Source organism: Pseudoalteromonas sp. NZS71 (assembly GCF_015864715.1).
Lineage (GTDB): Bacteria > Pseudomonadota > Gammaproteobacteria > Enterobacterales > Alteromonadaceae > Pseudoalteromonas > Pseudoalteromonas arctica.
Genome location: NZ_JADYWS010000015.1, coordinates 88,104 through 112,558, shown reverse-complemented (window position 1 = coordinate 112,558; position 24,455 = coordinate 88,104). Strand labels below are relative to the sequence as shown.

Here is a 24,455-nt window from a genome sequence, read left to right as displayed (position 1 = left end):
GACTTTTGATAAGACACGATGACAAATGCAATAACCAATCGGCTCTATTTTTTATGGCCACTGAGTTGCCTGACGTCATTACGCACGGATAAAGCCACTTTACAGAATTGACTAAGTACTTTATTTCATTAGTCATAATCATTTTATTGCGTTTTCAGCATTTTGGAATCGCGATATATATGGGAATAATTGCCCACACACCAATGCACGATTCATGTATCAAAAAATGACTCGCATTACAAAAATCGGTATACACAGTTATACATATTATGTACTATCACTTTACTAGAATAATTGTTAAGTATGAGGTTTTTCATGAGTTCAGAAAAAGTAGCTAAAACTGATAGAGATTTTTATAATTTAAGTGTAGGCGCAACGAATCATAAAGAAGCACGTAATAGAAGATTGTTGAGTAATAACCAAAAACAACTTCGCAACTTTACTCGTAATGAAAGCAAAGACTATTTAGGTGTGCATGCGGCTACTATAGATAAATACACAAAATTAGCTAACATCGACCCTCGCAGACATGATGATTCTCAGTGGTCACTGGACTTAGAAGAAATATACAAGGTACGTGATCTAATGCCTCAAGATTTGAGAAAAGCGGAAAAATTCAACCGTGGATCAAATCAAAAACTCCAAGTAATCGCGATACAAAATCAAAAAGGTGGCGTAGCTAAAACAGCTACTGCAGCTACACTAGCTTCTTGCCTAGCAACAGAGTTCCATCAAGAATTTCGCATTGGCCTAATTGATATGGATGCACAAGCAACATTGACCACCTTTTACGCTACGAAGTCAGAGGCGTTGGGTGAGCTATCATCTGGTGATTTGATTACTGGGAACTATGAGCTAGACGAAGGTGAAACAAAGCAGCAAGTGATCTCAAATGCATTCTTACCAACAACAATACCAAATTTACGTATCCTACCGGCTGCACAATCAGATAGGGCTTTAGACAACTGGTTTCACGAACAAGTTATAAATAATAAAATTGAAAACCCGTATTCAATTTTAAAAAACATTATCAATGAAGTTGAAAGTGAATTTGATATAATTATCATAGATACCCCACCGAGCCTAGGCTTCCCAACGTATAATGCTTACTACGCGGCGACGGGTATTATCTACCCATTAGGTGTAACTGAAAGCGATATTGATGCCACAAGTTCTTACTTTGAATTTATTCAGCAAGTGTGGGCTATTTTAAAAAAAGCAGGTCATCCCGGCTTCGATTTTATGAAAATGTTACTTACTAATTTTAAAGAAGGCTCAACAACAACGACAGGATTGATGACTGGTTTGTGTGATGATTTCTCGGACTATTTATACTCAAAAGAGTTTAAAGCATCTGAGGCTGTTTCTAATTGCCAAGCATCAATGGCTACTGTCTTCGATATGTCCAAAAGTGAATACGACAAAAGTAAATCTTCATTTCTAAAAGCTCAAGTAAATGGGTATGAAGTAACAAGTCAGGTATATAGAGATATTGCAAAAGTATGGCGTGAAAGCAGTAAGGAGGAAAAATAATGGCAAAAAAACGTGGCTTTAACAATCCGACAGGTGGTGTACCAGGTGGAGAAGATGCGATAGTAGACGCAGCAATAAGTAAAATACAGCATCTATCAAAGGATCTAAAATCGGCAATTGAAAGCTCAAATCAAAATACAAATGCAGTGCTTAAAGAGTTCTTTGGTTTAAGTTCAGTTGGGGAAAGTAAAGTATGGACTTTGAAGTCAGGTAAAAAAGTAGAATTCACACCTGTTACATTGTCTTATGAAGAAGTACGCGATAATACCACCGTCACGTTTGAGGTTAACGGACGATTCCAAGACGATTTAACCCTTGAGTCATTACAAGATCTAAACTCAATTCTTACGCAACAATATACACCGGCCATTGCAAGGTTACTTGATGGGAAGATGGATATATTAGACGGCTCACGTAGGCGTGCCCGGTTTTTATATGAAGAAGGAGCGATTAAGGAGTTTCACCTTCTCGTTTCTAGCGAAGATATAAGCGTCAGTGATGCGAAAGCGTTAGCAAAAGAGCTTCAATCGGCAAAGGAGCATAGCTTAAGAGATATTGGTTTGCGTTGTCAGTTGATTAAAGATAATCACTTTAATGAGACTGGCGAAACCTTAAATCAAACTGCATTAGCAGAACAGCTCGGTGTTAGCCAAAGCTTAATAAGTAAAGCGCTCACTGCTGCTTCGGTAAAAAAGGAAATGCTAACGCTTTTCCCTGATGTGAACACGCTCGCTATTGCTGACTATAAACTTCTCAAGCAAGTGCAAGACGAACTTGAAAGTAACAACTTTCTTGATGGATTTATAGATGAAATCGAAACTGAAATTATTAGCATAGATGATAACCTTGCGGCCGATGAATATAAAAGTGCTGTTTTAACTCTTATTAAAAATGCAAACAAAAAACTTACTGCCAAACCGAAGGATAAAGCGGTTACAACTAAACTGTTTGACTGTAAGGGTAATCAAAGAACAGCTAAAAAAACTGAAAAGGGTAGAAAGGTAAGTTATACATTTGACAAAATTACTGAAGAGGCTAAACGAGAAATCGAAGAAGCTATAGTAGCGCTCTTGGAAAAACATAACCAATAACCTTGATAAAAACCTGCTGATTAGCAGGTTTTTTTGTGTTTTTTATACAAGAATTATTTATTCTTTATTTTTCTTGAAAACAATAACTTACAACAAAATATCGCAAATTATTCCAGCGATATAATACACGTTATTCCTTTACTTACTCTGTTCACCCTACTCTCTTAACAACCAGGTAATACCTCAGTTTACGGTATTTTGATTTTGACAACCTATAAACTAATATAAACCTTATCATAAAAAAATAAAAAGAAAGTAACTATGAAAAACGTAAAAATAACACCTGCTCACTCTATAGAAGCGAGTGCATGGGCTGATGCTCTTTTTTACGAATGGAACGAATCTGGAATACCGTTTGATGTAACCTGCTTCGACTCAGTGCCGCCAACGCTCAAAGAAGTGCATGAAGCCCTTTCTGTTACATTAGGTTATGCATCGTGGGATGAGCTTATAAAGCATGTATCATGCCCACATGAACCAATTTACATAACAGCAGAAAACAACGCCCATGAAGCTCTAGGCGAACGATTGTCGCGCTACATTAAGTATAATTACTCTCATGGCATGGTGCTAAACATGCTGGAAAATGCAGGCGTTGGATATTCACCGTCAGACCGAAGAGCGATACTTGAACTGACATCACCATGGGGGCTTATAGTAGAGCAAAGACAACTCGCAGATGGAATAATGGTTGTTAAGACTGCCGGGCATGGTGGTTTAAAACTAACGAAAGAGCGTGCTGATGCTATTCCCTCACATCTAACCCTTAATAGTGAATATTATGAAGAAGATGAGGCATTTGCACTTGTCTACCTTACATACCCGCAATTATTCCCGTCTGTTCAAGACAAAGCCAATGGATTAGGTAGGCTCAGTATATTTACATCGCATTCAGTGCCAAGAAAGAAAAACCAAGCCGAAATCGATTTTCTTGCTGAGTGCAATGTAAGCTTTGACCCTGAACTTGACTTAGTTTCTAAGCCCCACGTTGAGGATGAAGAGCTCAATAGGGATTTAACTGAAATGGAAAAACATGTTATTCGCTATCTAAGTGAATGCGTTCTCAGTAATAAGCGCCCTATCGCTATGCCCGATACTGAATACTTACCGTCATTAGCTGATTGGGTCGAGCGTTTAAATAGATTTCCCAGAATTGATGGAACTTGGAAGAAAACAGATAAAAACTGGAAGGAACATTTCTACACTGCTCCTGGTTTAGATTAGTGTTTATCAGATTGGTTTTCCGGCAGTAAAATTTAAGCCAAAAAAAAAGCGCCCAAAAGGACGCTTTAATTGAACAGATTTATTTCAAAATCAACTAGAAGACCTATTGGCTACAAAGTAAAGACCTCCAGCAAGTGTGCTGAATGTCACCAAAACCACAATTACCGTAGCTATTTGATAAATACTTGTGTCCATATTATTTGTCCTCTTTGTTATATTGCTTTGAAATAGTAAATGAAACGACAACCGCAGCTACAGAGCAAATTAATGCTCCTATAGCTTTAACTAAACCTTGAATTTGTAACTGGTGGCACACATCTGCAACTTGGCTTATGCAAACTCCAAAGGAATCTTCTAAAGCTCCTACAATTAAGCTGGGTATAAAACCAACTAATATAGCCATCAGAACAAGTTCAACAAGTATCTGGTCGAAGTTTTTCTTTTTATTACTCATTGCTTATCCTCATATTTGAGGGGGAGCAATCCCAAAAGGGAGAGCGACCCCCTTTTGGGTTAATGTTTAAGGCAATTATTTAATTGCCGGTGTTAATTCTCAAATTCAGATAGAGAATATATTTCGTATTGTTCTGCTAAATAATCTGCGTCACTCACTAGTTCAGTAAGATCATAGATTGGTTCTAAGAAATCATTAGCCTCATTGTAAACATTAAAAATCAAACCCGATAATGCTGGGTTGTTTTCTATCAACAATGCATCTAAATGCTTCAACTTAGTACGCGTTATTATTTCACCACATGAAGCAGCGCAGTATAAGTCACCCGCACCACTATCTAATGACTTTAAATCACTTGGTTTAATAATTTCACCACATACGTTAGCTGCAACAACATGAACAAACGTTGTTGCATAACCCGAAACAAGCTTTGTTTCGCACATAACACGCTCCTATATACGATATTTTGACAGAGTTAAAATATGTTTGATTTTACAATTTTAGATAACGCACTTTTAAGGTTTGAAACGCACTCTACATTCGTAAAGTATTTGTTATCTAAACCTTCTATGTTATCTCTAGTCATCCCCACACCTAATACAGCAATACTTATACCCAATATCTTTGCCAGCTCCAATGCTTCAATAAATGACCCCGGACAACTAGGCTCACCATCAGTTACGAGGAATAAGCACTTCTTATCTTCAGATTGGCGATTCAGTCTCATTAATGCAGACTTCATTGCCTCACCGCTTGGAGTGTATAAATCAGAACAAACTTGAAAGCGTTTTGCATCGATATATTGTTGGTTAAAAGGTTTTGCTATATATAGGCACATCTCAGACGAGTAAAAACCAATTTCATTTTTAACTTGTAAGCTTTGCAAACCCTTAGACATTGCTAATGCTACCGCGTTAGCAATCTCTTGATAGCCACCAGCCATAGAACCGGACGCATCAATTAAAATACTAATAGCGGCGCTCAGTTCGTTTTCTATAACAGGTGTTTTGAAAATGCGATCATCACCTAAAACTGATCCAACAAGTTTTTTGCTAGATAATTTTCGGCCACGATTTCTAAAACCATTCAACTCCTCTGTGTCATCAATTAACGCTCTGTGTAGGGTTCGGTAAACCGCCTTGCCAGCACTGGGTATTAATTCAGGGTTATTGAAAGGTAATCCCATCTCTCTCCATTTAGTCGTTACAGGTAACGTATTACTAAATATATCGCGAAGTTCGGAATCATCTTCAGAAGGGCTAAAGTTTTCTGCTTCTCGTCTCAATTCTTCGGCTATCATTTCATGAAAGTCAGGTACTTCAATATTATCGTCTTCGATAGCATCTATAACTGACTTAATTATTCGTGAAGTTTGATCACCGTTTTCTTGGTCCTCAACAGAGGCTTCATTTCCATTAGTATCCGTGCTTGAATCATCTGATTGTCCACCATCTGATTGCTCACCATTTGATTGCTCACCATTTGATTGTTCATCATCTGATTGCTCACCATTTGATTGCTCACCATTTGATTGCTCACCATTTGATTGCTCACCATCTGATTGCTCACCGTCTGATTGCTCACCATCTGATTGCTCACCATCTGATTGCTCATCATCTGATTGCTCATCGTCTGATTGCTCATCACTTTCTGAATCGTCGCTATCATCACCATTTTCAGGTTCTTCTTGCTCCTCTTCATCTGTACTTTTCATAAGCTCAATAACTTTCCAAGCCATATCTGCACAATCACGCGTACTACGAGTGTTTGTAATTCCATGTACTATTTCAGTTAAACTATCTATAAAGTTATTGTCATAGGTTGCTTTTAAATACGCTAAAGCTTGTTCAGCATATTGATCTAGACAAAGGTTGCCTGCACCAAGTACACGGCCTTTATATAAGCAGTATGTTAATACTAGTGATAACGGATTATCAGAACTCACAGGTTCACTAAACAAGCCTTTCTTAATTGCTATTAAAACAAGTTTTTCAAGGTTTAACTTAGCGCCTGGATACTCTGAACCAACTAACTTCTCCATTCGTGCATCTTCAAAGATATTGCATAAATTTGAATGTAACTTACTCTTAAAGTTGATTGAAAAACTGGTGTGTTTTTCATGGCCAATTTCATGATCAATATAACCATGCGTCATAGACACATAATCAGGATCAGTAAAATCGCCAAATGGAATATTAATTCTTCCACCACAACTATAAGCCGTACTACCACTAACAGTGACCTTAATACCTTCTCTGTCACTCATTAACTTTGATAATACTCTAGCTACTTTTATAACTCTGTTTTTTGATTTCATGGGTGGTTACTCTCCATAGGGGGTTTAACGGCTAAGCCGTATAGGGTTTTATTTAAGGGTTTATAGCCGGAGCTATTAGGTTCTATATCATCTGCTTTTCGTTTTACTGCTTAGAGAAACAATAAAATGAAAAATAGAGGACCAAAAAGGACTTCCCTTTTCAGTTCTCTATTTCTATATTTCCATTAGCAATTGATATACATGGCAAGATTTCATCGTTTGACATAAAGCCTAAAGGCTCAGTGACGTAAGTCACTGAACCCGACTTTAATTTGCACTTACAATAGCCACAAATTCCAGTTCTACACTGTGACTTGTGTACAACGGAGCCTTGTTCAAGACTCTGAAGTATTGTGCCTTTGCTTTCTACGCTGTGATGTTGACGCGACGAAGTGATGATTTTAATCATGAATAACAACTCCAGTATCAAGTTGAAATTCAGGCCTAAGAGCTGGTGGAAAACCATCAAAGCCCTTTGACTGATAAACATCATTCCAATCAATTTTATCAACACCTTCAGGACAATTTGGTACAAAGATTTCTGCATTTCTGCCCTCTTTTTCCAAACGTTCCTTCAAGCGCTTCGCTGCAGCAAGACCAGCCCCACTAGGTTCAATATCAGCCCAAATTAGGACAAACGTAACGTCATCTGGAAACTTTACAGCTTCCATTAAACGATCCGAAATACCGACCCACATAGGAGTTCCTGTAGCTTCACGAACACTAAGTGCATTTTCAATGCCTTCAGCTATACCTATAACTTTTTCTCCAAAACCTACGTCTCTTGGTTGGTCTAATTGAATAGAACAGCCTCGAACATCAGATATAGGCGCAAAAATCATTTTGCTGCGCATAATATCTGCCTTAACCGGTAGTTTTGTGTCGAGAAAAGTGCGGTGCATAGTGACAGGTTTACCGTTCACATCACGTACCATGGCAAGCATTCCGGGGAAATGCTGCCAATTTGTTTCATCGCTTTCCTTATATGCAAGTTTTGGATGAAAGCCCAAATCAGACATATTAGTAAGGTCCGAATTAATACCACGATTGCGAAGGTAATCTTGCGCATGAGTGTTCAAAATTGGCTTAGCTTGAGCTTTATTGTTCCTAAGAACTTTTTTAGCTTTTGCTAAGGCCTCTTCTGACGTTTTGTATGCGCTTTGTTGGGTATGCTTACGTTGTGCTTTAGCTGCATCTGATTCAGTAACTCGTGATAAGTCACCGCCGCAAATACGTATAATTTCATCTAAAGCCTGTGAGACAGAACACCCAACATACCAAGACACAACTGATATACCATCTGGTAAAGGCCCAACATCGTTATGATATGCCCCACCTGTATCTCTGTAGTCTCGAAACCATCTAAACTTAGTACGGCCACCACCGGTTAAAGGACAAGGCTGCTGCCTAATACCTTTTTCAAATGATTGCGCTAACCCATGGTAGTTTGAAAGAACACTTTCCCAACCGCCACTTTGGTCTACTAATGCTTTAACATGGTTAATTTTGTCGAAATTGTTGTAGTTCATAATATTACTTCCTCATATATCGAAATCACGGTGATCCCAATACATCCGAGTCTCAGGTGTATTGGTGATCACCGTGACCCGGTAAAAAGAAAGCTCGCCACCCAAGCGGGCAAAAGCGAGCTTGGATGGTGGTTATGCAGTTACTAGTTCACTACTCTCAATTCTTCGAGAACTATTAGTAGTGACTGATCTAACACCTACAACAATATCTTTACCTTCATGTTCAACTGTTTTAAAAACGTAATCTCCACGGACTACAGTTTTAATAGTTTTACCTTCAAGCATTTTCTTTAAATCGGTTTTCATGGTTACTCTCCAAAATATCTAAATTTGGGGTACAACCATGCCCAAGCGGGTAGGTGTACCCGCGTGGGTTTATATTCTTAATCTTTAAAAAAACTTTCCAAAAAAAGTGTTTTTAGGGAGTAAGCCACCAGCAAAAGCGCTAGGCTTTTACTGGTGCTAACAATTGATAAAATTAATTACCAACCATCAAAAGCAAAACTATCAATAGCCACATTCTCCTGCTGAACTATGAATTCAGAGTTAAATGGGTCACTACTTGATTGTTCTACTGCTTCTCCAAATGGGTTATCACTGAAAGGGTTATCTTCAGTGTTTATACTAGACTCTGCAATTAACGCATTATCCACTACTGGTACTTCTTCAACTTCCTCTATTTCTTCAACTTCGCTTAGCTCATCACCACCTTTTCCATAAGCAATAACTTTTGCTCTGTCACTCACAAGTGTCAAAAAATGACATACTTTGTGATAGTCACCACCCATTAAAGGGTATGTTAAAGGTAATTCATTTAGCACTTCAGAAAAGCGCTCAGCTACACGAGCAACAGTAGAATCCAAGAAAGATAAATTGACCAATTTATCGCGTAGAGCGAAAACTGGTTTTAACTTCTTGCTTGTTGCTTTTTCTGCCATAAGGAACGACTTTTGATAGATTTCCGCTGCTTCGTTAGAAATTTCATCAAACAAAGTTTGACTCGCTTCAACAGCCATAACATCTTCATCACCATCAAAAAGAGGTTGAATTGCCATTGGTGGGTGCACCTTGAATGTGAATCGACCAGCAAATTTACTAGCTTCATCTGAACATTTTCTAATATAGGCCTCTACAGGCTTATTATTTAAAATATGGTCTTCAATAGTGTTTTCATACTCACTTCTAAGGTTATGCACTTCAGCTTTAAATTCAGTATCAATTTCATTTAACTCTGTAATCAAATCATCTAATTGACTGATTGGTACAAGGGTAGCGCCTTTTGCAAAGCTAATACCTCGTTGATTAAGAGCGCGACGAGCTTGAGCTGAACACTTACTAACAAATCTAAGCTTTTCTTTCGGGAACCAGCGTAGCTTAGTACCTGAAAGCAACTCAGAGTCGAGCACTTGTCCATCTATTAACGATTTACTATCAGAGATAATACTTTCGCCACATGCTCCTTGAACTTCTACTGAAATTAAACAAGCGCCACTTTTAATGTCTAAATTGGCATTGTTTGCGGCTAGTTTAGAAGCTTCTTTTGCTGAATCGACTGTATATGTTTGGGTTGTCATGGTTACTCTCCGGGGGTTTGATAAATTCGGAGCATAACAACCCTGTTCAGGGGTATTATGCCCCTGTAGGGTTTAGGTTTAGAGGTGTTAGCCTCTATTTACAATATTCTAAGTTTCTAGTTTTGTGATCGAACACAAAGCTATTAATGGTAGTTAAATACCCATCATCCAGCTTTTCTTGAATACGATCTCTTGAAGAAACTTTACTATCTACTACTTGCGGTATCCAATAATCACCATAACGTTTGTTCTTTTTGTAAAAAACATAAAGAACATTGTTAAAGTGACCAATGGCCCAAAGTTCATCATTGCTTTTACTTAAAGTAATAACATCGAAAGACTCTGTTGGGTACGAAGACGGCCTACATGGTAGAAAGCCTAATTCAACCGCTTCTTGTCCTTTGTATTCAGTGCTGTGTTTAATCGTAAAGTGTGTAACAACATCATCAAGATGCGTATTGTTATCCACCCACTCTATATCACTAACTTTTCTGTATATACTATTAAGACCAGTAAATACTCCAACGCAACTAAATGTAACCGATAATCTCTTTCCATTAGCATTAGTACCGATAGACATTGCTTTAAATGAACCGTCTGGAAACTCGTGAGCTTCAAAAACGGAACAATCTAAACTGTCTGTCATATCGTAAAAACTAGCTACCGGTTTTATGGAAGAGCCTGTTACTTTTTTGCGTGTGAGGCAAAAACTTCTCCACTTGGTTTATCAAGATCTAAACCTAATAATCGCTGCAATACTGCATCAACTATTTCCTGGCTATCACTATCAACACCGCCTTGCATAGAGAAATCTAAGGCTTCGCGCCATTCCGCATCTTTACCAAATACCATCGTATGAAAAGCCCAATTAACCAATGTTCGTGTACTAAAAATACAACCGATTGGATCATCAATGCCTTTACCATCATCACCCACACGTAATTTTCTTAATTCGTTACCGACTAAGACCATCTTATGTGCGACAGCATATGGGATTGCAGGGAATTGCTTTTGTATTATTTTTAACTCTTGTGCTGGTTGTGGGTAATACGTTCTGTACCAACCGATACGTGAACGTAAGGCATCGTCTAACTTCTGTGAAGAAGTGTAGAACTCTGAGCCGCCCTCACCAGTCGTGTTACCTGTGGCAACGATACGACACAATGAGTGTTTAGTTAGTGTTTTTCCAATTTGCTCTATAGGCCAAGGCTTACCTTCCAGTAATCCATGAATCGCAGCACCAGTGTTGCGATTTACCTTATCAAGTTCATCAAAAATTACTAACCCACCGCTAGCGTAAGCTTTAGCAGCTGGACCAGGATTAAAAGGTGTTTCACCATTCATAAGAACTCGTGAACCCTCTAAATCTTCTGGCATTAAGCTACCGTGACACTTAACCATGTATACAGGTTCATTTAAGTGATCTGCTACAAAAAGTAACATTTCAGTTTTACCTGTACCTGTTTCACCATGCAAACCAAAAGTTTGAAGTTGAACAGGAGCCATCCACCAAGATAATAAGCGTTTAAGCGTCTTTTCTGTCGGAATGTAATACTTGTTAGAGCCTTGACAATCAGGGTGACGATTTTTACGACGAGTAAGAGTTCTTTCACCGGGAGTGAAAAAATCAGGAAAAATGCTATGTGCATCGACCTTCTCTAATTCGTTGTAGTTTACTTTTGCTGATTGAATTTCTGTTACGTTTTCTGCCGTGTTTGTGTTTGACATGGTTACTCTCCAAAAGGAATTAAGTTTTTTGGAGATAGATCTTCCCTATCAGGGAAAACTATCCCCGATTAGGGTTTTAAATTTAATCTTTAGAATTAAATTTAGGGTTTAGAACTTTTTATACAGTTGTTAAATTATGAAACGTAAATGCTTGATTCAGCCATTTTATCAATTTCATAATTCTCGTTATATGTTTGAACTGCTAAAGCATATGCTTCTATATACTTCCCATTAAAATCAGTTGATAGCTCAGTTAAAGCTTTGTCTATCTCACTAATATATAATTGGGGAACTACATCACCTTGCTCTAATGCAATCCAAACCAAAATATCAGTATTGTTAATAAATGAATTAAATTTAAGATATTTAGATGTAACTATCGCAGTGATAATTTCAACTAAGTTATAAGCAAATGCTTGCCTAAATACTAAATCTCTCATTTAATCTCTCCATCTATTTCAAATACACATGTAAGTACATTGTTTAGAGACTGCTTAGTATTCACTGTTAGGAACATAAGTAACTCCAGAACGAGTATATACAGATGATATTTCTAACATTTCTAATGCAAATACATTTACACCGCGAAGTCTAAGTTCATGGTAAATTCCTTTACGGAGTTCAACATGATCAAAGCCAAACGCTTTACAAATTAATGCAAAATAGTTAGAACTAACGAACTCAAGCTCGACAATTAAGTCTTCACTATCAATAGCAACATCACGCAGAATTTCTAAAGAACGATCAACCATCCATAAGCATAGTTTTTCAATTTCTTCATCTTGCCATTCAACATGAGATATACAGTTAACTGCATCAAGTTCAGGGTCGAACAAAGAGATAATTGAGTCTTCATAAGTGGGATTTCCCCGCTTAATTGCTTGCAATATATCTAAATCCAACGGGTGTTGAATTACATTTTCTCTATTCCAACTTGGTGACCACTGAGCATGTTGCTTAATAAGTTCACCTTTTTCGTGCATCGAAAGCCAACTAATTACTTTTTTATCAGTAACACCAAAACGTTTAGCACAAGCTCTAACAGTAGAGCCGTGGTGTTGTATACGATAAACGCATTCAATTTTGTCTAGGTGGTTAACTTTATTTTTCTTTGCATGGGTTTGCATGGTTACTCTCCGGGATATAAAAAACGGGAGTACATGCACCCCAAAGGAGTGAATAAATACTCCCGTAGGGTTTAGGCTGACGCCTTGGGTTTAATTTAGTTACGATTTAAGTGGTTGGACTTAAAAAGGAACTTTCAAAATACAAATAAACAAAACCAAACTTAAAGCACTAAACAAAACAAAGAATAAATATTGTTAGGGTTAGTCAATAAGTGAGTCGCGATAATCATAGTAATGAAGGAAATAAATATTACATTCAAAATTAAGATTTTCAGTACGGCGTGTGGTTTATGAAATGTTTGCTATGAAAGTGAGTTAACTAAAATGTGTGGAAAATAATGGTTTTAGCGAAGCAAATTCAACGAAGTTGAATTGGTGGCTAATGTCATTTTATTTGCCTTGGGTTTATTTAGTAACGATTTAAGGAAATAAACTTAAAAAGTGACTTTGAAATTGTAGAAATAAATTAAAACCAGAATTAATAACTAAAAGAAACAAAGAATTGTTAAGGATAGTTAGCAAGCATGTAGTGTTAATTGAAAAATATGAAAGGAATAAAAAATTATTACAGTCAAAACAATATAAGCATTACAACGAGTGGTTCAAATAAATAATTACGATTTAAAGTACGGTTACTAGTTAGGCATTAGGAACATTAATTAGCAAATTCAACGTGGTTGAATGGATTGCTAATGGTGTTTTATTTGCCTTGGGTTTATTTAGTTACGATTTAAGGGGTTAAACTTAAAAAGAGTCTTTTCTAAATTGGATAATTAAAACGGGAACTGCACTTAAAAGACCAAACGAAACAATAAAGTTGCTAAGATTGGTTAATAAGCCTGTTGTGCTTGTCATGGTAGATGAAATAAACATTAAGGATATAACATTCATAAGCCATATAAACAAAACAACGAGTCGCCCAAAGAAATTTTCGCTATGAAAAAGTTTTGAAACTAAATAGGTCGGCAGATAAATACATTTATTAACTAATCCAACGAGGTTGAAAAAATTACTAAAGATGTTTTTATTTGCCTTAGGGGTTAGTGCGCTTTTTTTAAAGTTTCGCATGAGTGGTTACTCTCCGTTTTTTTAATTTACAAATAGCAGGACTATTTGGTTGGGTTTGGGGTTGATGCCGTAGCATATGATTCATTGACCTAAAAAGGTTGAACCGTCGCGATACAGGGATGTAAAGCCGCTAAGGGTTATACTCCATGCAAGGAGTCGAAGTTAAAAACTTCAGTTAAAAAAAACGGTAAAAATTATTAAGGACATAACTAGGTAGTTATGTTTTCAATAAATTTTAAGCATGAAAAATACCAGATAAGCTAATGCTCACTGGGGGAGGGGGGTTGGTATTCATATTTAAATTCGTTTTGTTGGCTTAGCCAAACCGATCGCAGGTGCGAAAAGTGTTATCGCCGTAGGGATTTATTTTCGCCGTAGCGAAAGGGGGTTTATCGCCGTAGCGATTTATTTTCACCGTAGCGAAAATGGGTTTATCGCCGTAGCGATTTATTTTCACCGTAGCGAAAATGGGTTTATCGCCGTAGCGATTTATTTTCACCGTAGCGAAAATGGGTTTATCGCCGTAGCGATTTATTTTCACCGTAGCGAAAATGGGTTTATCGCCGTAGCGATTTATTTTCACCGTAGCGAAAATGGGTTTATCGCCGTAGCGATTTATTTTCACCGTAGCGAAAATGGGTTTATCGCCGTAGCGATAATTTGAATATATAACGCATTTACTTTTTTTACAATGCTTGTACTGTTTTTTATTTAAAAAATTGAAGCAAGGTCAAATAGTTTTCTGACCTCGCTGATAAAAGACTACTTCCGTTTAAAGGAACGCCTAATCTGGCTGCATTTCTTCAATAAATTGCGAGTGCTTCCCATGGCGATAACTTATATGTAATCGTGATTCAGCCCTAGTGATGGCCACGTATAACAAACGCCTTTCTTCCTCTAAAAATGCTAACTTACTGTCCTCATTGTCACTATCGCCTCTAAATTTTGTAGGCACTCTATTTTTTTCAACATCTATTATCCATACTTTTTCCCACTGAAGTCCTTTTGAGCCATTCATAGTGGCCAGTATCACCTTATCTTTATCGCTATGGTCAATTTCGTCTTTCATCTGCATAAGGCGAATCAAAGCTGACACCCTCATTCTTAGTGACCCGCTATAACCTTGTAGTCGGTCAGAAACTAACCGTAGTTTATTAACAGCGCGTTCGTGATCCTTTGATATTACTGATGCAATATTAAAAACTTTACTTATAAACTCATCAATTCCTTCTTCATCGTCATTACTAGGTATGTTTTTGGCCAAGTCCAAATAAATATTTAGGTTTTTGTTTTCCGGCAATGATAATGAGCTAACCTTATTTATATCGCCAACCTCAACAACATGCTTATGTGTTTCGCTAATAACATTATTTGGTACACCTATAAAGCTAAGTGCATCATCAATAAATACCATGCTTTTCGGGTTCGATAAGCTTCTGTATAAGCTGACTAAGCCAACAATCAATGGTGACTCCCATATAGATTTACCACCAATCCTCTCAACAGGAATATCTAAGTAAACTAATTCTTCCTGCATCAAATCCAATAACTTATTGGTTCGAGCTAACACTGCCCAGCCTTTAGGGTTTTGAGCTATTTCTAGGGCTACTACGCCTTGGCATTCAAACGGTACTGAAGTTTTGCTCATAATGACTTTATCAGGTTTATTGGCGTACACTTTTTGATTAATGAGGTTAAGGTAGTTTTCAATTGCTCTGCGGTAATGCCAAGATAATCCACTTGGTACGATTCTATTTATAATAGTTTCTTTTTTGTATTGGTGGATACGTTCAGGATCAATTTTAAGGGCTTTTTCAATATCTAAACGTGCATAATCTTTGAAAACGACTCTGCCACCCGGATCTTTTGCAGAGTTCATGCTTTTTGGCATTCGCTCTACATTATAGTCAATGAGCTCTGCTGCATACGCCAATATCTCAGGTGCACATCTAAAACAAATACTTAAAAGGAAAGCTTTGGCTTCAAATTCTTCTTGGAATTTAACCATGTTTTTGTAACCAAAACCGCCACGCCAAGAATAAATGGCCTGGTCATCGTCTCCCACGACCGTAAAGGATCTATTCTCTTTTTTATTCTCTTTTATCCAAGCATATTCTATTGCTGACGTATCTTGAAATTCATCCACCAGCATGTGAGTAAAATCCAACGGCTCAATTTTCTTAGCACTTAATGCAAAAATAAGCTCTATACTCAATGTCGTTAAATCAACTTTTTTGTACTGCCAGAGTGCTTGAAGATATTTCATTGAAATTTCTGAAAGCTCGCCAATATCCCCATTTGATGATAGATACTCTACAGGGAATTGTGTATCTAAAAATTGTAGATTTTTTTCATCTGTACCTACAGCACGACGTTTAAATGAATCGTGTGTTGGTCCCATTATTAAACTACGCCCATCTAATAGCGGTCGTGCATGGTCAAGTATTAATTTAGCAAACGTTCTTATATCTATTCGCTTTAAGTCATTTTCACTGATCAATTTTGAAATTCGATGCTCTGTTTCCTTTGTAGATGAACGAGTAAAAGTAACCATTATTAGTTTATTAATTTCATTAGCCTTTATAATCTCACTGGCCAGTTCTATTGATAAATGGGTTTTCCCACTTCCGGGTAAAGCGAGTACAAGTTTGTTTTCGTCTCTGTGTACAACTACAGCGTTTTGATCGTTTGTTAATGCCATATGTAATCTTACAAGTGCCTAAAACATGCATTCTATTATTTCCTGTCCAGTAGCCTAAATTTTACAATAGGTAAAAATGACCTCTGTAAATTCGAAGTAGGGTAAATATGTATATGAACAAATACAGTCGCATTCTTGGTAGACGTATCAAATCACAAAGAGAGAAGCAGTTACTTTCGCCAGAAACTGTTGCCACAAAATTAGATGTACAAGTAAGCGATTACCTAAATTGGGAAAGTGGCAAGGCAAAACCGCAAGAGCGTCAACTTATTAAATTGTCTTATATATTGCGAAGTCATGTTTCTCAATTTAAAACAGGACTGGTATTGGATGGATTACAGCCATGATTAAAATTCAAACAGTGGGCAAAGAGGATTTTCTTTGTTATAGCCTTGACCAACTTTCACAAGCAATAAACAAAGTAGCTGGTTGCCATGCTTCAGTTAAGTATCGCCAGAAAAGTGGGCTTAGTAGAGTTTTGTATTTGACAGTAACCGCTGGTGGCGTAATTAAAGATACCTATACTGAAAAAGTATACGAAATAGAAGAATTGTGGCGATTGCACCTAATATAATCAATAATATTGAGTTCAATCAGTAGCCTATTTATACAAATATGTTTTAATACATGCAATTAAACATTTGGATTAAAAAAATGAACTTCATAAAAAAATCAATCTTAGCACTATCTACGCTTTCATTGGCAGCTTGTATGTCTACTCAGCCACCTGTTATAACAATGGAATCAAATGAAGTTTATCAATTTGACGATGATGCTAGCTTTGCATTAAATGTGGCTCAAATGACACGTAAAACCGCAGGTTTATCTGATGTAGCGTTACCAGAAGAAGCGCAATTCAAAGCAAATGGAGCATTAGTTGGGGCGGAATACGCTATGTCTTTCCTAACTGGTGGCTTAATTGATTTAGCTGGGAGCATGGGTGCTCAATCAGAGGCAGACAGAGCCTTTAATTGGAAACCTATGCTTGTTTTTTTAGGTGATTTAGATAGCCCAAACGTCGATGCTGACGCAGTAAAAGTTGTAGAATCTGAATTAACAAAAACTTTTGAAAACATCGAAAACTCTAATTACATTGGCATTATGAGGCTTAGTGCTGACGGCAGAGATAACAACTTTATGTTTATGTTTGATGGAGCGCTGTGTGATAAGACAGGGCAGCCAAAATTAAAGTATGATCTTGCTAATAACTCAGGACAATTCATTAACGTAAAACGTGAATACGAAGGCTCATGCGCTACGCCAGTAAACGTAGAAGTAACTGGAAAGGTAAACTATGAGGGTGAGCAACAAAGTGTTATTACAGTAACCTTCCATGGCGGGTATGCAGGTTTTACTGATATGGCTATTGCTACTTCAGGCTTTGCGGTAGTACCACAAACATTCGGTCGTTGGGGTAGTGGGGTTAAATACACTGTTCCAGCCCCTTACGTAATCCATAACAATACAATGCATTTATTCACTAAAGAAAATTCTTCTTTTAAATTAAACAAATAATTATTCTGAATTAGATATTCATTTTTCTCTAGTTGCCAGCCTATTAGGCTGGCATTTTAACATCCTAAAGAATATCAGCCGCCTTCCTCACTACCAAGTGTAAACCCGAACTCACAAATTTGTGGACGCGGGTACTTTGAACAATCCAATGGTTCGTTCATTTTTTCCTTAATAGCCTTTGCTCCCTCAGCTGCATTGCTTGTTCTTTGTAGAGTCCTTTCAGTGGGTGTCTCTCTGTATTCAGTGTTTTCATACCTACCACCAGCGCTTAAATCATCTTGATTCGACTCGGGTATTAAATTTGACTCAATCATTACGCCAATCCATTCACTTAGATCAATTTGATTGAAGTCTAGTGCTTGTAATTCCTCATGCGTTAGCCCTGAGCACTCAGTCATATCTTTACCTAGTAATACATGAGCTTGCTCCATAACTATTCGACTTAAAATAGAGCCATAACAACAATAATCCTGCCTTTTCATATAGCAAACACCTAAGCCTTCTTTAGCGCAATATTTATCCTCCACCGCATAGCATTGACGCATTTCAAGTTTAAGTGCCGTATCACTGTCAACTTCATCACATGCAGTTAATAATGAACCAACCAGTTGTGCTAGTTGATACATAGAATACCAAAACATTACCGCACCCAAAAAGTTAGCGGCACTTGCCATCCCATCACTTAAACCAGTTACAACCGCATCACTTCCCGCCTCAGTTGACACAGCTGTTGAGAACATAAGTTTACCCAACTCTTCTGGCAACGCGTCATAAATAAGTTGATATATATATTGTGTCATAGGACCTAAGCCAGCTTCAGCTACAGTTGAAGCTGCTGCTCCTGCAGAACCGCTAGCCGCACCCGGTACAGCGGTTGCAACATTGCCCGTAACGGTTTCCACGGCACTGGTATAAAATGAACTAAGACTTTCCCAAGCGTTTGTAGAAGTCACCGAGTCAGATACCGTAGTCCATGCACCATTAATGGCTTCTACAGCGGGTTCAGAAAATACCCCTCCCATTTGCTGATTTTCAAACTTGAGCATCATTTGTGTCATGTTTAGGTAATCAAGAAAGTCGATACCTTCTGGTGCTTCGCAGCAATCATTACCCCAGTCTGAAGCGGTAGCCCATGAGCAATATTGCCTTTCACCTTCAAAAATACGACAGGTTGATAAATCGCCCGGCACATCACACGAAGCTTCACCTGGTATTTGTTCCATAACGTTTGCTATGGCCGCAGCTTTAAGGAAGTTTTCGTTTTCTTCTTTTTCACCCCAGCTACATTCACCACCTGAACATGGCAACATGCCTTCACATGATGATTCAGTTGTCTCATATTCAAAGTCAACGTCATAGCCTGTGTCACACTCATAGGTTACTGTTTCATTTACGCAGTAATTCCAACCGTCAATCGTAAAACCTTCTGTACACTCTGTTTTAATTTCGACGCATTCATCTTTTTCTTCATAAGTTCCACACGTTCCTCCTGTAGATTGAATTTCGTCCCACGATCTACACACCTCATCTACCGAGCCATCGGGTTGCTCTACGTTAGTACATACTTTTTCACCTTTAAAGGGATCGCATGTATATCCATCTAAGTTAACTTCCCACGATATATTTTCTATATCGCCGTCATACCATGGCAGGGTAGAGGCTAGCATTTCTTCATCATACCCCTGTAAGCCACCTTGTATTGTCTGGTAACCAGTAAACGTACATTGTCCATTTACTTCAAATTCTCCCGTGATTGGATCAGGTGGGAAAGAAGTTAGTCCCTTTGTTTTTTTATCTTCACTTGAAAGCGCGTCATAGCATCCCTCTGGAATTTGAGTATCTTCACCAAGCTTACCTACAAATCTATATTTTGCTTGAGCGTTTAGAATCCATTCAGTGTCACCATACTCATCTGTTTTATCTTCAATGCTAATAATACCCACCAAGCCATTTGCACAGCTTGGCGCTTGAAGCTCAGTCATTATCGTAGATTTATCAATTTTTCCCGGCAAGCTTGTCCCTTCCCAAGTATCTAGTGTAACCCGGCTAAAAACTGCATCTGGATCAGTTGCACACATGTTCTTAAAGGCATCATTTGCAGCTACGTTAAAATCAAAAGCAATCGAATCCGTTGGTTCTATAGCTTTAACTATTCCTGTTTGAAGATTAAACTCTACCGTTAATATATTTCGCCCTTTACCTGCAACAGTAAGCACTGCATCTGAAATTACAGGCACTGCTCGCTTTACTTGGCAATGAAATGGATTATCTTTTTGTAGCCTTTGGCAAAACCTCTCTTCAATATTTGGGGCATATAAATTTCCACTTTTAGCGACAGTTGTTGAGCCACATGAATCAAAGAAACCAGCACCGCCAGTTTCTAATTCATCTAATGTTGCATAGCTTTGTGCCATTATTGCATCTGGAACAGTTTGTTGTGCGCCCGATTGGGCATTACTTAAAACTGTTCGATAAGCAACAGCTTCGCCTGTATTGTTAGCCGTTGAGCTAAGTCTCGCATTAGAATCACGGCCAGCTTGATAAAAGGCATCTTCATCTTCATACGTTCCTTCACCTTCCCATTTTGTTTGTCCGTGATTTAATTCAGAAGAATATATTTCGTCTGCTGATACGCTAACAGGTGAAAGTGAAGAGTCTGCCCCTGGCTTAAGCCTTACTTTGATTGCACCACTTGAATCGCGGTACGTTTCAAAAGCTCGGCTTTTGTTTAACTTAACATTTACGTCATTTGTAGTGGGGTCAACACTGGGCATTATTTGGGTTGAGCTAACGGCATTTGCATTCTTCACTGCCGTCGTCATATCCGCATTTGAGCCTGTTGTACCTTTTATATCAACCGTGTTGGTCCTTGAGTTAGACTTGAGGATCATAGTCTCAAGCTGACTTGTCATATCCCTTGAAGCTCGAGGTACTACATCATAGGTTTTGCTTTCTAAATTATGGCGATATGGATTACTAATATCGTACTTATTATCTAAGTCCTTTAGTATTTTGTCTTCATCTTGAGCGTAACTTGATGTTGAGTATGTACCTAAAAGCATACCTACCGTTAACGCACTAGAATTTACTAGCATCGTGGAAATGATCAGTGAACCATATACACCTATATTTTTTAACATTACTCACCACCCTCTGTGCTGCCAGAACCACCACCACCCGGTAAATCTCTTACACAACAATCACGATAGTTCCAAATTAGGTATAAAAACGTTTTATCTTTACCTGGTCGTTTTCTTCCACCAACGGGAACACACCAACGCGCTGTTGACATTCCCATAGGATGACAGCAGTTTTCATACGCCTCTATGCTCTCACCTTCACCCGCTTGCACTTGAATAGAATCGGGACCAGTAAGTTCATCATCTACTTCAAAATTAGGTACTGGTGTAGTGCTTGACTCAGGTATTGGATACAACATAGAGAATTTATACTGAGATCTAGGTGTCATTGGTGCCCATGTAGGCTCACATTGCGCTTCAGGCCCCATAGTCTTTCGAGCTAAACCTTTACGATGTAGAGATGCGATTGCTCTTTGCGATATTAATGAAGTTGCTGCAACTTGGTCAGGTTGAGGATATACAAAGCCTGTTAACGGGTATAAATTTCCATCACAACCGGCACAAGGAAATGAGGACTCAATTGGTGCATCAGCTGTTGCGCGAACACAATCTAAAGAGCAATAAGCTTGTGCAATTGGATTAGAAAATATAATTGCTTCTGGATTTAACAGAAGAGCAAGTAAATCATTGTGCCACAATGGATCAACTTCGCTCAGGTACATTAAATCAAAGTCAACGTATTCAGAGCTACATGAGGGCATAACAAACATTTGTAGCATCACCATTATTGGGTATGAATAGTAATGATATTGATAAAAGCCACTCGTTGAGCGAGTGCCATCTTTAGGCGCTTCGTTTGAGTGACCAAGACCCTCATAACTATTTTGTAGCCTAATACCTCCCAAACCACCGCTACACCAAGGGATAGTAGTAACTTCAATTACTCGCTGTGGCTGCCAAAAAGCAAGAGGCCAACCAATTTGAGGAACACCGGCTCTATCTTCACACGCACAAACAGGAGAGCGGGGTGCCGCACCGTCTGGAGGATTGCCAATACCAAGTAATGAAACGTTATCTAAAAAACAATCCCAGCAAATGCCTGTAAATACACTCGTAAATAAGTTTGCATCTTCACAAATCACAGATGAAGCGCCTACACCGTCGGTACTTGCAGCAGTCCCACTAGGAATTACATCTTCAGCCTTTGCCGTACAAGCTATAAGTGCTAAAAAGAATAATGCTGTATACATTATATTTTTGGTCATTCCACTTTTGTTTTTGTTACTGTTTTTAATATTAAAGAATGACATTAAGCCCCCCTCAAATCATTGAGCATTGCGAGCGCCCAGTTAACACCAACAACTATGTAGGAGTATGCTTGCTTGGCAACATCAGGGTATGTGTAAGTTATCCAAATACCGACGGCCACGAAAAATAAAGCGGGTATAATTTTCATTTATCTTCCTCATTAATATCGAATTGTGTAACGTGAAGCATTGATTTTTGTAAATCAGTTTTAACGACTGCTGGTAGGGCGGATAGTTGGAATCGAGATGCCAGCTCTTTTGGCATTAAAAATATTTTTTGTTTAAACTGATTTTGTAGCGCTTCAATATGTGCCCAACCTTTTTGCTTACTCACTTGTGAAGTGATTAACATCAGTTGGCCAACCGTATTCATTTCATTTAACTTTTTCGACACCCATTCAACTTGCTTAATATCAGTTGCATTAAATATAACTGTCGTAAAGCCAACACCATGTCCTTTAAGTGGGTTCATTACTGAGCCTTGCTTAGCAATCAGTTCGCCACGCGGTGTGCTTATATCTTTTGATGCAGATATTGTTGGATCAATTAACCATTCTTCGGTGCTGGTGGCTCTAGGGAGTGGGGTATAATCTTGTCGTGACCAAAAACTATCAATTGTGCGCTTACGCTGAGCTTTCCAATCATAATTAGCCATGCGCTCTTTCATTTCATCAATAATGCTTTTTTCTATAACTTGGCTAACAGGACCTGTTACACCGTAATTTACGCTTTCATTTTGATTTTTATATTCCGTTTCTAACCAATCAAAGCTGGTCACACCCGAGGCAATGATATATCTATCAAGTTCACGATAAAGAATCGTAGGAACTGAATTTACATCGTACTTTTTAAAGGCTGTTGGGTTAAAGCGCACAATAGGAGGTTCTTCAATGCCTTGCACAATTTCGCGCAGTAACATCATCGTTTCATTAACCATTTTATGTTGTGGGTGTAACCCATTTACATAGACCTCAGCCCCTTCCTTTTTGGCTAAGTAGATAATATTTTTTATTGTTTCTCTGTCCATTGAAAAACTAATAAATATAGCTTTTTCATTGGCTTCATTTTGGCGTGATTTTGGAGTATCAGCACTTGCATTAAAGTGGCTAGCTTGTTCCTTTGTTAGTCCTGCATGCTCATGTAACGCACGCTCAAGAGAGCTGGTGGATTGCTCACTAAGCATTTGCGCAGAGGCTCGATATTGTTCAACTTGCTTGTTAACCGTTTCTTTATCAAAAGCGTCTAACCAGCCTTTTGCCTTCATTTCTTCTGTTTTAGCTTTAACATTATCAATCGCTACTTTCATTTGTTCACGTTGCGCTGGGGTCATCTCGTGCATTGAACTATTGCTGCTATCTGGCAGAGCGAAATCACCTTTATTCTGAGCAGCTTGTCTAAATTTCTCCTTCATACTTTCAGGAATTTCAAACGGGGAATTATTCAGATCAATAGATTTGACTGCATTGGCAGCATCTTGCTTTACCTTTGCTGCATGTTCTTCTGCAGTTTGTGCGTGAGCGCCACATGATAAGACAACGATTAAAGTCATTAATTTAGAAAATCGCATAAGCTGTTCCTTTAATTTGTTCTTTCTTAAGAGGCCCCCAAAAGCGCCCGTCAAAACTGTTAATAGTCTCGCCAATCATGAATACTTCATCATTTTCAAGTTGAATTACTTTTGTATAATCTTCAATTTCGCCAATACTGTTATCAGCTAAATTTAATGCGGTTATGATGTGTCTTAGTGACAAAGAAAACTCTGTTAAATTGTCTACCACAACTTTATTTTCCTCGACTGACACGACGCTATTAGGCATAGCTGCAACTTTTTTGATCCAACGTAAACCCGTTGGGTAGAATTGATTTTCAACATTCATTTCAAAATAAGCTAAATCGCCTTGTTCAATGTCTATATCCCACTTATCTATTAAGAAAAAAGACGCGTTAAGGCACGCACTCTGCCCCGGCGGGTAAGCCAGCGTGTACCGAGAAGAAAAATATATAAAATAAAATATGAATGAAACTGCAACAAAAATTGCTGAAACATGCTTTTTCATTTGGGTCGCCCTTGATAATTTTCTCTATTATCAAGCATGAAAATTGAAAGGTTAAAAAATAGAGAGTACCAATATAGGTGCTGTAATTTTCTTAATGAAATTAAGAGGGGTTAAAAACGAAAAAAGCCCCATCTAATATTGCATTAGATG

General features: G+C 38.0%; 23 protein-coding genes. 6 read left to right on the top strand and 17 right to left on the bottom strand.

Annotation, left to right across the window (positions count from 1 at the left end):
• Positions 1-315 precede the first annotated feature (315 nt).
• The 3 genes from I6E85_RS11705 to I6E85_RS11695 all read left to right on the top strand — a co-directional run bounded on the left by I6E85_RS11705 (position 316) and on the right by I6E85_RS11695 (position 3,848).
• On the top strand, positions 316-1,533 hold the full coding sequence (locus I6E85_RS11705) for a ParA family protein (protein WP_024590316.1): 1,218 nt from the start codon (positions 316-318) through the stop codon (positions 1,531-1,533).
• Positions 1,533-2,624 (top strand): ParB family protein, encoded by a 1,092-nt coding sequence (locus tag I6E85_RS11700; RefSeq protein WP_024590315.1) that lies wholly within the window; start codon positions 1,533-1,535, stop codon positions 2,622-2,624. The genes I6E85_RS11705 and I6E85_RS11700 overlap by 1 nt, the downstream gene beginning before the upstream one ends.
• 261 nt (positions 2,625-2,885) lie before the next feature.
• Positions 2,886-3,848: a hypothetical protein gene (locus I6E85_RS11695; RefSeq protein ID WP_024590314.1), complete on the top strand. Its 963-nt coding sequence runs from the start codon at positions 2,886-2,888 to the stop codon at positions 3,846-3,848.
• Positions 3,849-4,044: 196 nt separating this feature from the next.
• Here the strand turns inward: I6E85_RS11695 and I6E85_RS11690 are convergent, their stop codons facing one another.
• From I6E85_RS11690 to I6E85_RS11630, 13 genes are all read right to left on the bottom strand, one after another.
• The gene (locus I6E85_RS11690; protein ID WP_024590313.1) at positions 4,045-4,302 is read right to left on the bottom strand and encodes a hypothetical protein; all 258 of its coding nucleotides are present in this window, start codon (positions 4,300-4,302) and stop codon (positions 4,045-4,047) included.
• A gap of 92 nt (positions 4,303-4,394) precedes the next feature.
• Positions 4,395-4,745: a hypothetical protein gene (locus I6E85_RS11685; RefSeq protein ID WP_024590312.1), complete on the bottom strand. Its 351-nt coding sequence runs from the start codon at positions 4,743-4,745 to the stop codon at positions 4,395-4,397.
• Positions 4,746-4,777: 32 nt separating this feature from the next.
• Positions 4,778-6,619 carry a hypothetical protein gene (locus I6E85_RS11680; protein WP_024590311.1) on the bottom strand — a complete coding sequence of 614 codons (1,842 nt, stop codon included), beginning with the start codon at positions 6,617-6,619 and terminating at the stop codon, positions 4,778-4,780.
• Positions 6,620-6,779: 160 nt separating this feature from the next.
• Positions 6,780-7,028, bottom strand: coding sequence for a class I ribonucleotide reductase maintenance protein YfaE (gene yfaE, locus I6E85_RS21220; protein ID WP_033027823.1), 249 nt, complete (start codon positions 7,026-7,028; stop codon positions 6,780-6,782).
• Positions 7,021-8,148, bottom strand: coding sequence for a toprim domain-containing protein (locus tag I6E85_RS11670; RefSeq protein ID WP_024590310.1), 1,128 nt, complete (start codon positions 8,146-8,148; stop codon positions 7,021-7,023). The genes yfaE and I6E85_RS11670 overlap by 8 nt, the downstream gene beginning before the upstream one ends.
• Before the next feature lie 132 nt (positions 8,149-8,280).
• On the bottom strand, positions 8,281-8,454 hold the full coding sequence (locus I6E85_RS11665) for a hypothetical protein (protein ID WP_155945838.1): 174 nt from the start codon (positions 8,452-8,454) through the stop codon (positions 8,281-8,283).
• Between the two features lie 176 nt (positions 8,455-8,630).
• Positions 8,631-9,722, bottom strand: a complete 1,092-nt coding sequence (locus tag I6E85_RS11660; RefSeq protein WP_024590309.1) for a DUF3150 domain-containing protein — start codon at positions 9,720-9,722, stop codon at positions 8,631-8,633.
• A 94-nt stretch (positions 9,723-9,816) separates the two neighbouring features.
• Positions 9,817-10,368 (bottom strand): hypothetical protein, encoded by a 552-nt coding sequence (locus tag I6E85_RS11655; RefSeq protein ID WP_024590308.1) that lies wholly within the window; start codon positions 10,366-10,368, stop codon positions 9,817-9,819.
• Between the two features lie 38 nt (positions 10,369-10,406).
• Entirely contained in the window at positions 10,407-11,450 is a 1,044-nt protein-coding gene (locus tag I6E85_RS11650; RefSeq protein ID WP_024590307.1) for an AAA family ATPase, read from the bottom strand.
• A 134-nt stretch (positions 11,451-11,584) separates the two neighbouring features.
• Entirely contained in the window at positions 11,585-11,890 is a 306-nt protein-coding gene (locus I6E85_RS11645; RefSeq protein ID WP_024590306.1) for a hypothetical protein, read from the bottom strand.
• A gap of 54 nt (positions 11,891-11,944) precedes the next feature.
• The gene (locus I6E85_RS11640; protein WP_024590305.1) at positions 11,945-12,577 is read right to left on the bottom strand and encodes a hypothetical protein; all 633 of its coding nucleotides are present in this window, start codon (positions 12,575-12,577) and stop codon (positions 11,945-11,947) included.
• A 744-nt stretch (positions 12,578-13,321) separates the two neighbouring features.
• A complete protein-coding gene (locus I6E85_RS11635; protein ID WP_024608178.1) occupies positions 13,322-13,645 on the bottom strand; it encodes a hypothetical protein in 324 nt (107 codons plus the stop codon).
• A 784-nt stretch (positions 13,646-14,429) separates the two neighbouring features.
• On the bottom strand, positions 14,430-16,346 hold the full coding sequence (locus I6E85_RS11630; protein WP_024590304.1) for a UvrD-helicase domain-containing protein: 1,917 nt from the start codon (positions 16,344-16,346) through the stop codon (positions 14,430-14,432).
• A gap of 113 nt (positions 16,347-16,459) precedes the next feature.
• Between I6E85_RS11630 and I6E85_RS11625 the strand changes: the two genes are divergently transcribed.
• From I6E85_RS11625 to I6E85_RS11615, 3 genes are all read left to right on the top strand, one after another.
• Complete coding sequence (locus tag I6E85_RS11625) at positions 16,460-16,693, top strand: helix-turn-helix transcriptional regulator (protein WP_158001141.1); 234 nt, start codon at positions 16,460-16,462, stop codon at positions 16,691-16,693.
• On the top strand, positions 16,690-16,920 hold the full coding sequence (locus I6E85_RS11620) for a hypothetical protein (RefSeq protein WP_024590302.1): 231 nt from the start codon (positions 16,690-16,692) through the stop codon (positions 16,918-16,920). The genes I6E85_RS11625 and I6E85_RS11620 overlap by 4 nt, the downstream gene beginning before the upstream one ends.
• A gap of 80 nt (positions 16,921-17,000) precedes the next feature.
• Positions 17,001-17,861: a hypothetical protein gene (locus tag I6E85_RS11615; RefSeq protein WP_029753599.1), complete on the top strand. Its 861-nt coding sequence runs from the start codon at positions 17,001-17,003 to the stop codon at positions 17,859-17,861.
• A 74-nt stretch (positions 17,862-17,935) separates the two neighbouring features.
• Here I6E85_RS11615 and traN read toward each other — a convergent pair whose 3' ends face one another.
• The 4 genes from traN to I6E85_RS11595 all read right to left on the bottom strand — a co-directional run bounded on the left by traN (position 17,936) and on the right by I6E85_RS11595 (position 24,305).
• Positions 17,936-21,001 carry a conjugal transfer protein TraN gene (gene traN, locus I6E85_RS11610; protein ID WP_024590300.1) on the bottom strand — a complete coding sequence of 1,022 codons (3,066 nt, stop codon included), beginning with the start codon at positions 20,999-21,001 and terminating at the stop codon, positions 17,936-17,938.
• The gene (locus I6E85_RS11605) at positions 21,001-22,251 is read right to left on the bottom strand and encodes a TraU family protein (protein ID WP_024590299.1); all 1,251 of its coding nucleotides are present in this window, start codon (positions 22,249-22,251) and stop codon (positions 21,001-21,003) included. Before I6E85_RS11605 ends, traN begins: the two co-directional genes overlap by 1 nt.
• A gap of 142 nt (positions 22,252-22,393) precedes the next feature.
• Complete coding sequence (locus tag I6E85_RS11600; RefSeq protein WP_024590298.1) at positions 22,394-23,815, bottom strand: TrbC family F-type conjugative pilus assembly protein; 1,422 nt, start codon at positions 23,813-23,815, stop codon at positions 22,394-22,396.
• Positions 23,802-24,305: a S26 family signal peptidase gene (locus I6E85_RS11595; RefSeq protein WP_024590297.1), complete on the bottom strand. Its 504-nt coding sequence runs from the start codon at positions 24,303-24,305 to the stop codon at positions 23,802-23,804. Before I6E85_RS11595 ends, I6E85_RS11600 begins: the two co-directional genes overlap by 14 nt.
• Positions 24,306-24,455: the final 150 nt, after the last annotated feature.

Coding starts and splice junctions, on each gene's coding strand:
- I6E85_RS11705 (WP_024590316.1), top strand. CDS start 316: ATGAGTTCAGAAAAAGTAGCTAAAACTGATAGAGATTTTTATAATTTA.
- I6E85_RS11700 (WP_024590315.1), top strand. CDS start 1,533: ATGGCAAAAAAACGTGGCTTTAACAATCCGACAGGTGGTGTACCAGGT.
- I6E85_RS11695 (WP_024590314.1), top strand. CDS start 2,886: ATGAAAAACGTAAAAATAACACCTGCTCACTCTATAGAAGCGAGTGCA.
- I6E85_RS11690 (WP_024590313.1), bottom strand. CDS start 4,302: ATGAGTAATAAAAAGAAAAACTTCGACCAGATACTTGTTGAACTTGTT.
- I6E85_RS11685 (WP_024590312.1), bottom strand. CDS start 4,745: ATGTGCGAAACAAAGCTTGTTTCGGGTTATGCAACAACGTTTGTTCAT.
- I6E85_RS11680 (WP_024590311.1), bottom strand. CDS start 6,619: ATGAAATCAAAAAACAGAGTTATAAAAGTAGCTAGAGTATTATCAAAG.
- yfaE (WP_033027823.1), bottom strand. CDS start 7,028: ATGATTAAAATCATCACTTCGTCGCGTCAACATCACAGCGTAGAAAGC.
- I6E85_RS11670 (WP_024590310.1), bottom strand. CDS start 8,148: ATGAACTACAACAATTTCGACAAAATTAACCATGTTAAAGCATTAGTA.
- I6E85_RS11665 (WP_155945838.1), bottom strand. CDS start 8,454: ATGAAAACCGATTTAAAGAAAATGCTTGAAGGTAAAACTATTAAAACT.
- I6E85_RS11660 (WP_024590309.1), bottom strand. CDS start 9,722: ATGACAACCCAAACATATACAGTCGATTCAGCAAAAGAAGCTTCTAAA.
- I6E85_RS11655 (WP_024590308.1), bottom strand. CDS start 10,368: ATGACAGACAGTTTAGATTGTTCCGTTTTTGAAGCTCACGAGTTTCCA.
- I6E85_RS11650 (WP_024590307.1), bottom strand. CDS start 11,450: ATGTCAAACACAAACACGGCAGAAAACGTAACAGAAATTCAATCAGCA.
- I6E85_RS11645 (WP_024590306.1), bottom strand. CDS start 11,890: ATGAGAGATTTAGTATTTAGGCAAGCATTTGCTTATAACTTAGTTGAA.
- I6E85_RS11640 (WP_024590305.1), bottom strand. CDS start 12,577: ATGCAAACCCATGCAAAGAAAAATAAAGTTAACCACCTAGACAAAATT.
- I6E85_RS11635 (WP_024608178.1), bottom strand. CDS start 13,645: ATGCGAAACTTTAAAAAAAGCGCACTAACCCCTAAGGCAAATAAAAAC.
- I6E85_RS11630 (WP_024590304.1), bottom strand. CDS start 16,346: ATGGCATTAACAAACGATCAAAACGCTGTAGTTGTACACAGAGACGAA.
- I6E85_RS11625 (WP_158001141.1), top strand. CDS start 16,460: ATGAACAAATACAGTCGCATTCTTGGTAGACGTATCAAATCACAAAGA.
- I6E85_RS11620 (WP_024590302.1), top strand. CDS start 16,690: ATGATTAAAATTCAAACAGTGGGCAAAGAGGATTTTCTTTGTTATAGC.
- I6E85_RS11615 (WP_029753599.1), top strand. CDS start 17,001: ATGAACTTCATAAAAAAATCAATCTTAGCACTATCTACGCTTTCATTG.
- traN (WP_024590300.1), bottom strand. CDS start 21,001: ATGTTAAAAAATATAGGTGTATATGGTTCACTGATCATTTCCACGATG.
- I6E85_RS11605 (WP_024590299.1), bottom strand. CDS start 22,251: ATGTCATTCTTTAATATTAAAAACAGTAACAAAAACAAAAGTGGAATG.
- I6E85_RS11600 (WP_024590298.1), bottom strand. CDS start 23,815: ATGCGATTTTCTAAATTAATGACTTTAATCGTTGTCTTATCATGTGGC.
- I6E85_RS11595 (WP_024590297.1), bottom strand. CDS start 24,305: ATGAAAAAGCATGTTTCAGCAATTTTTGTTGCAGTTTCATTCATATTT.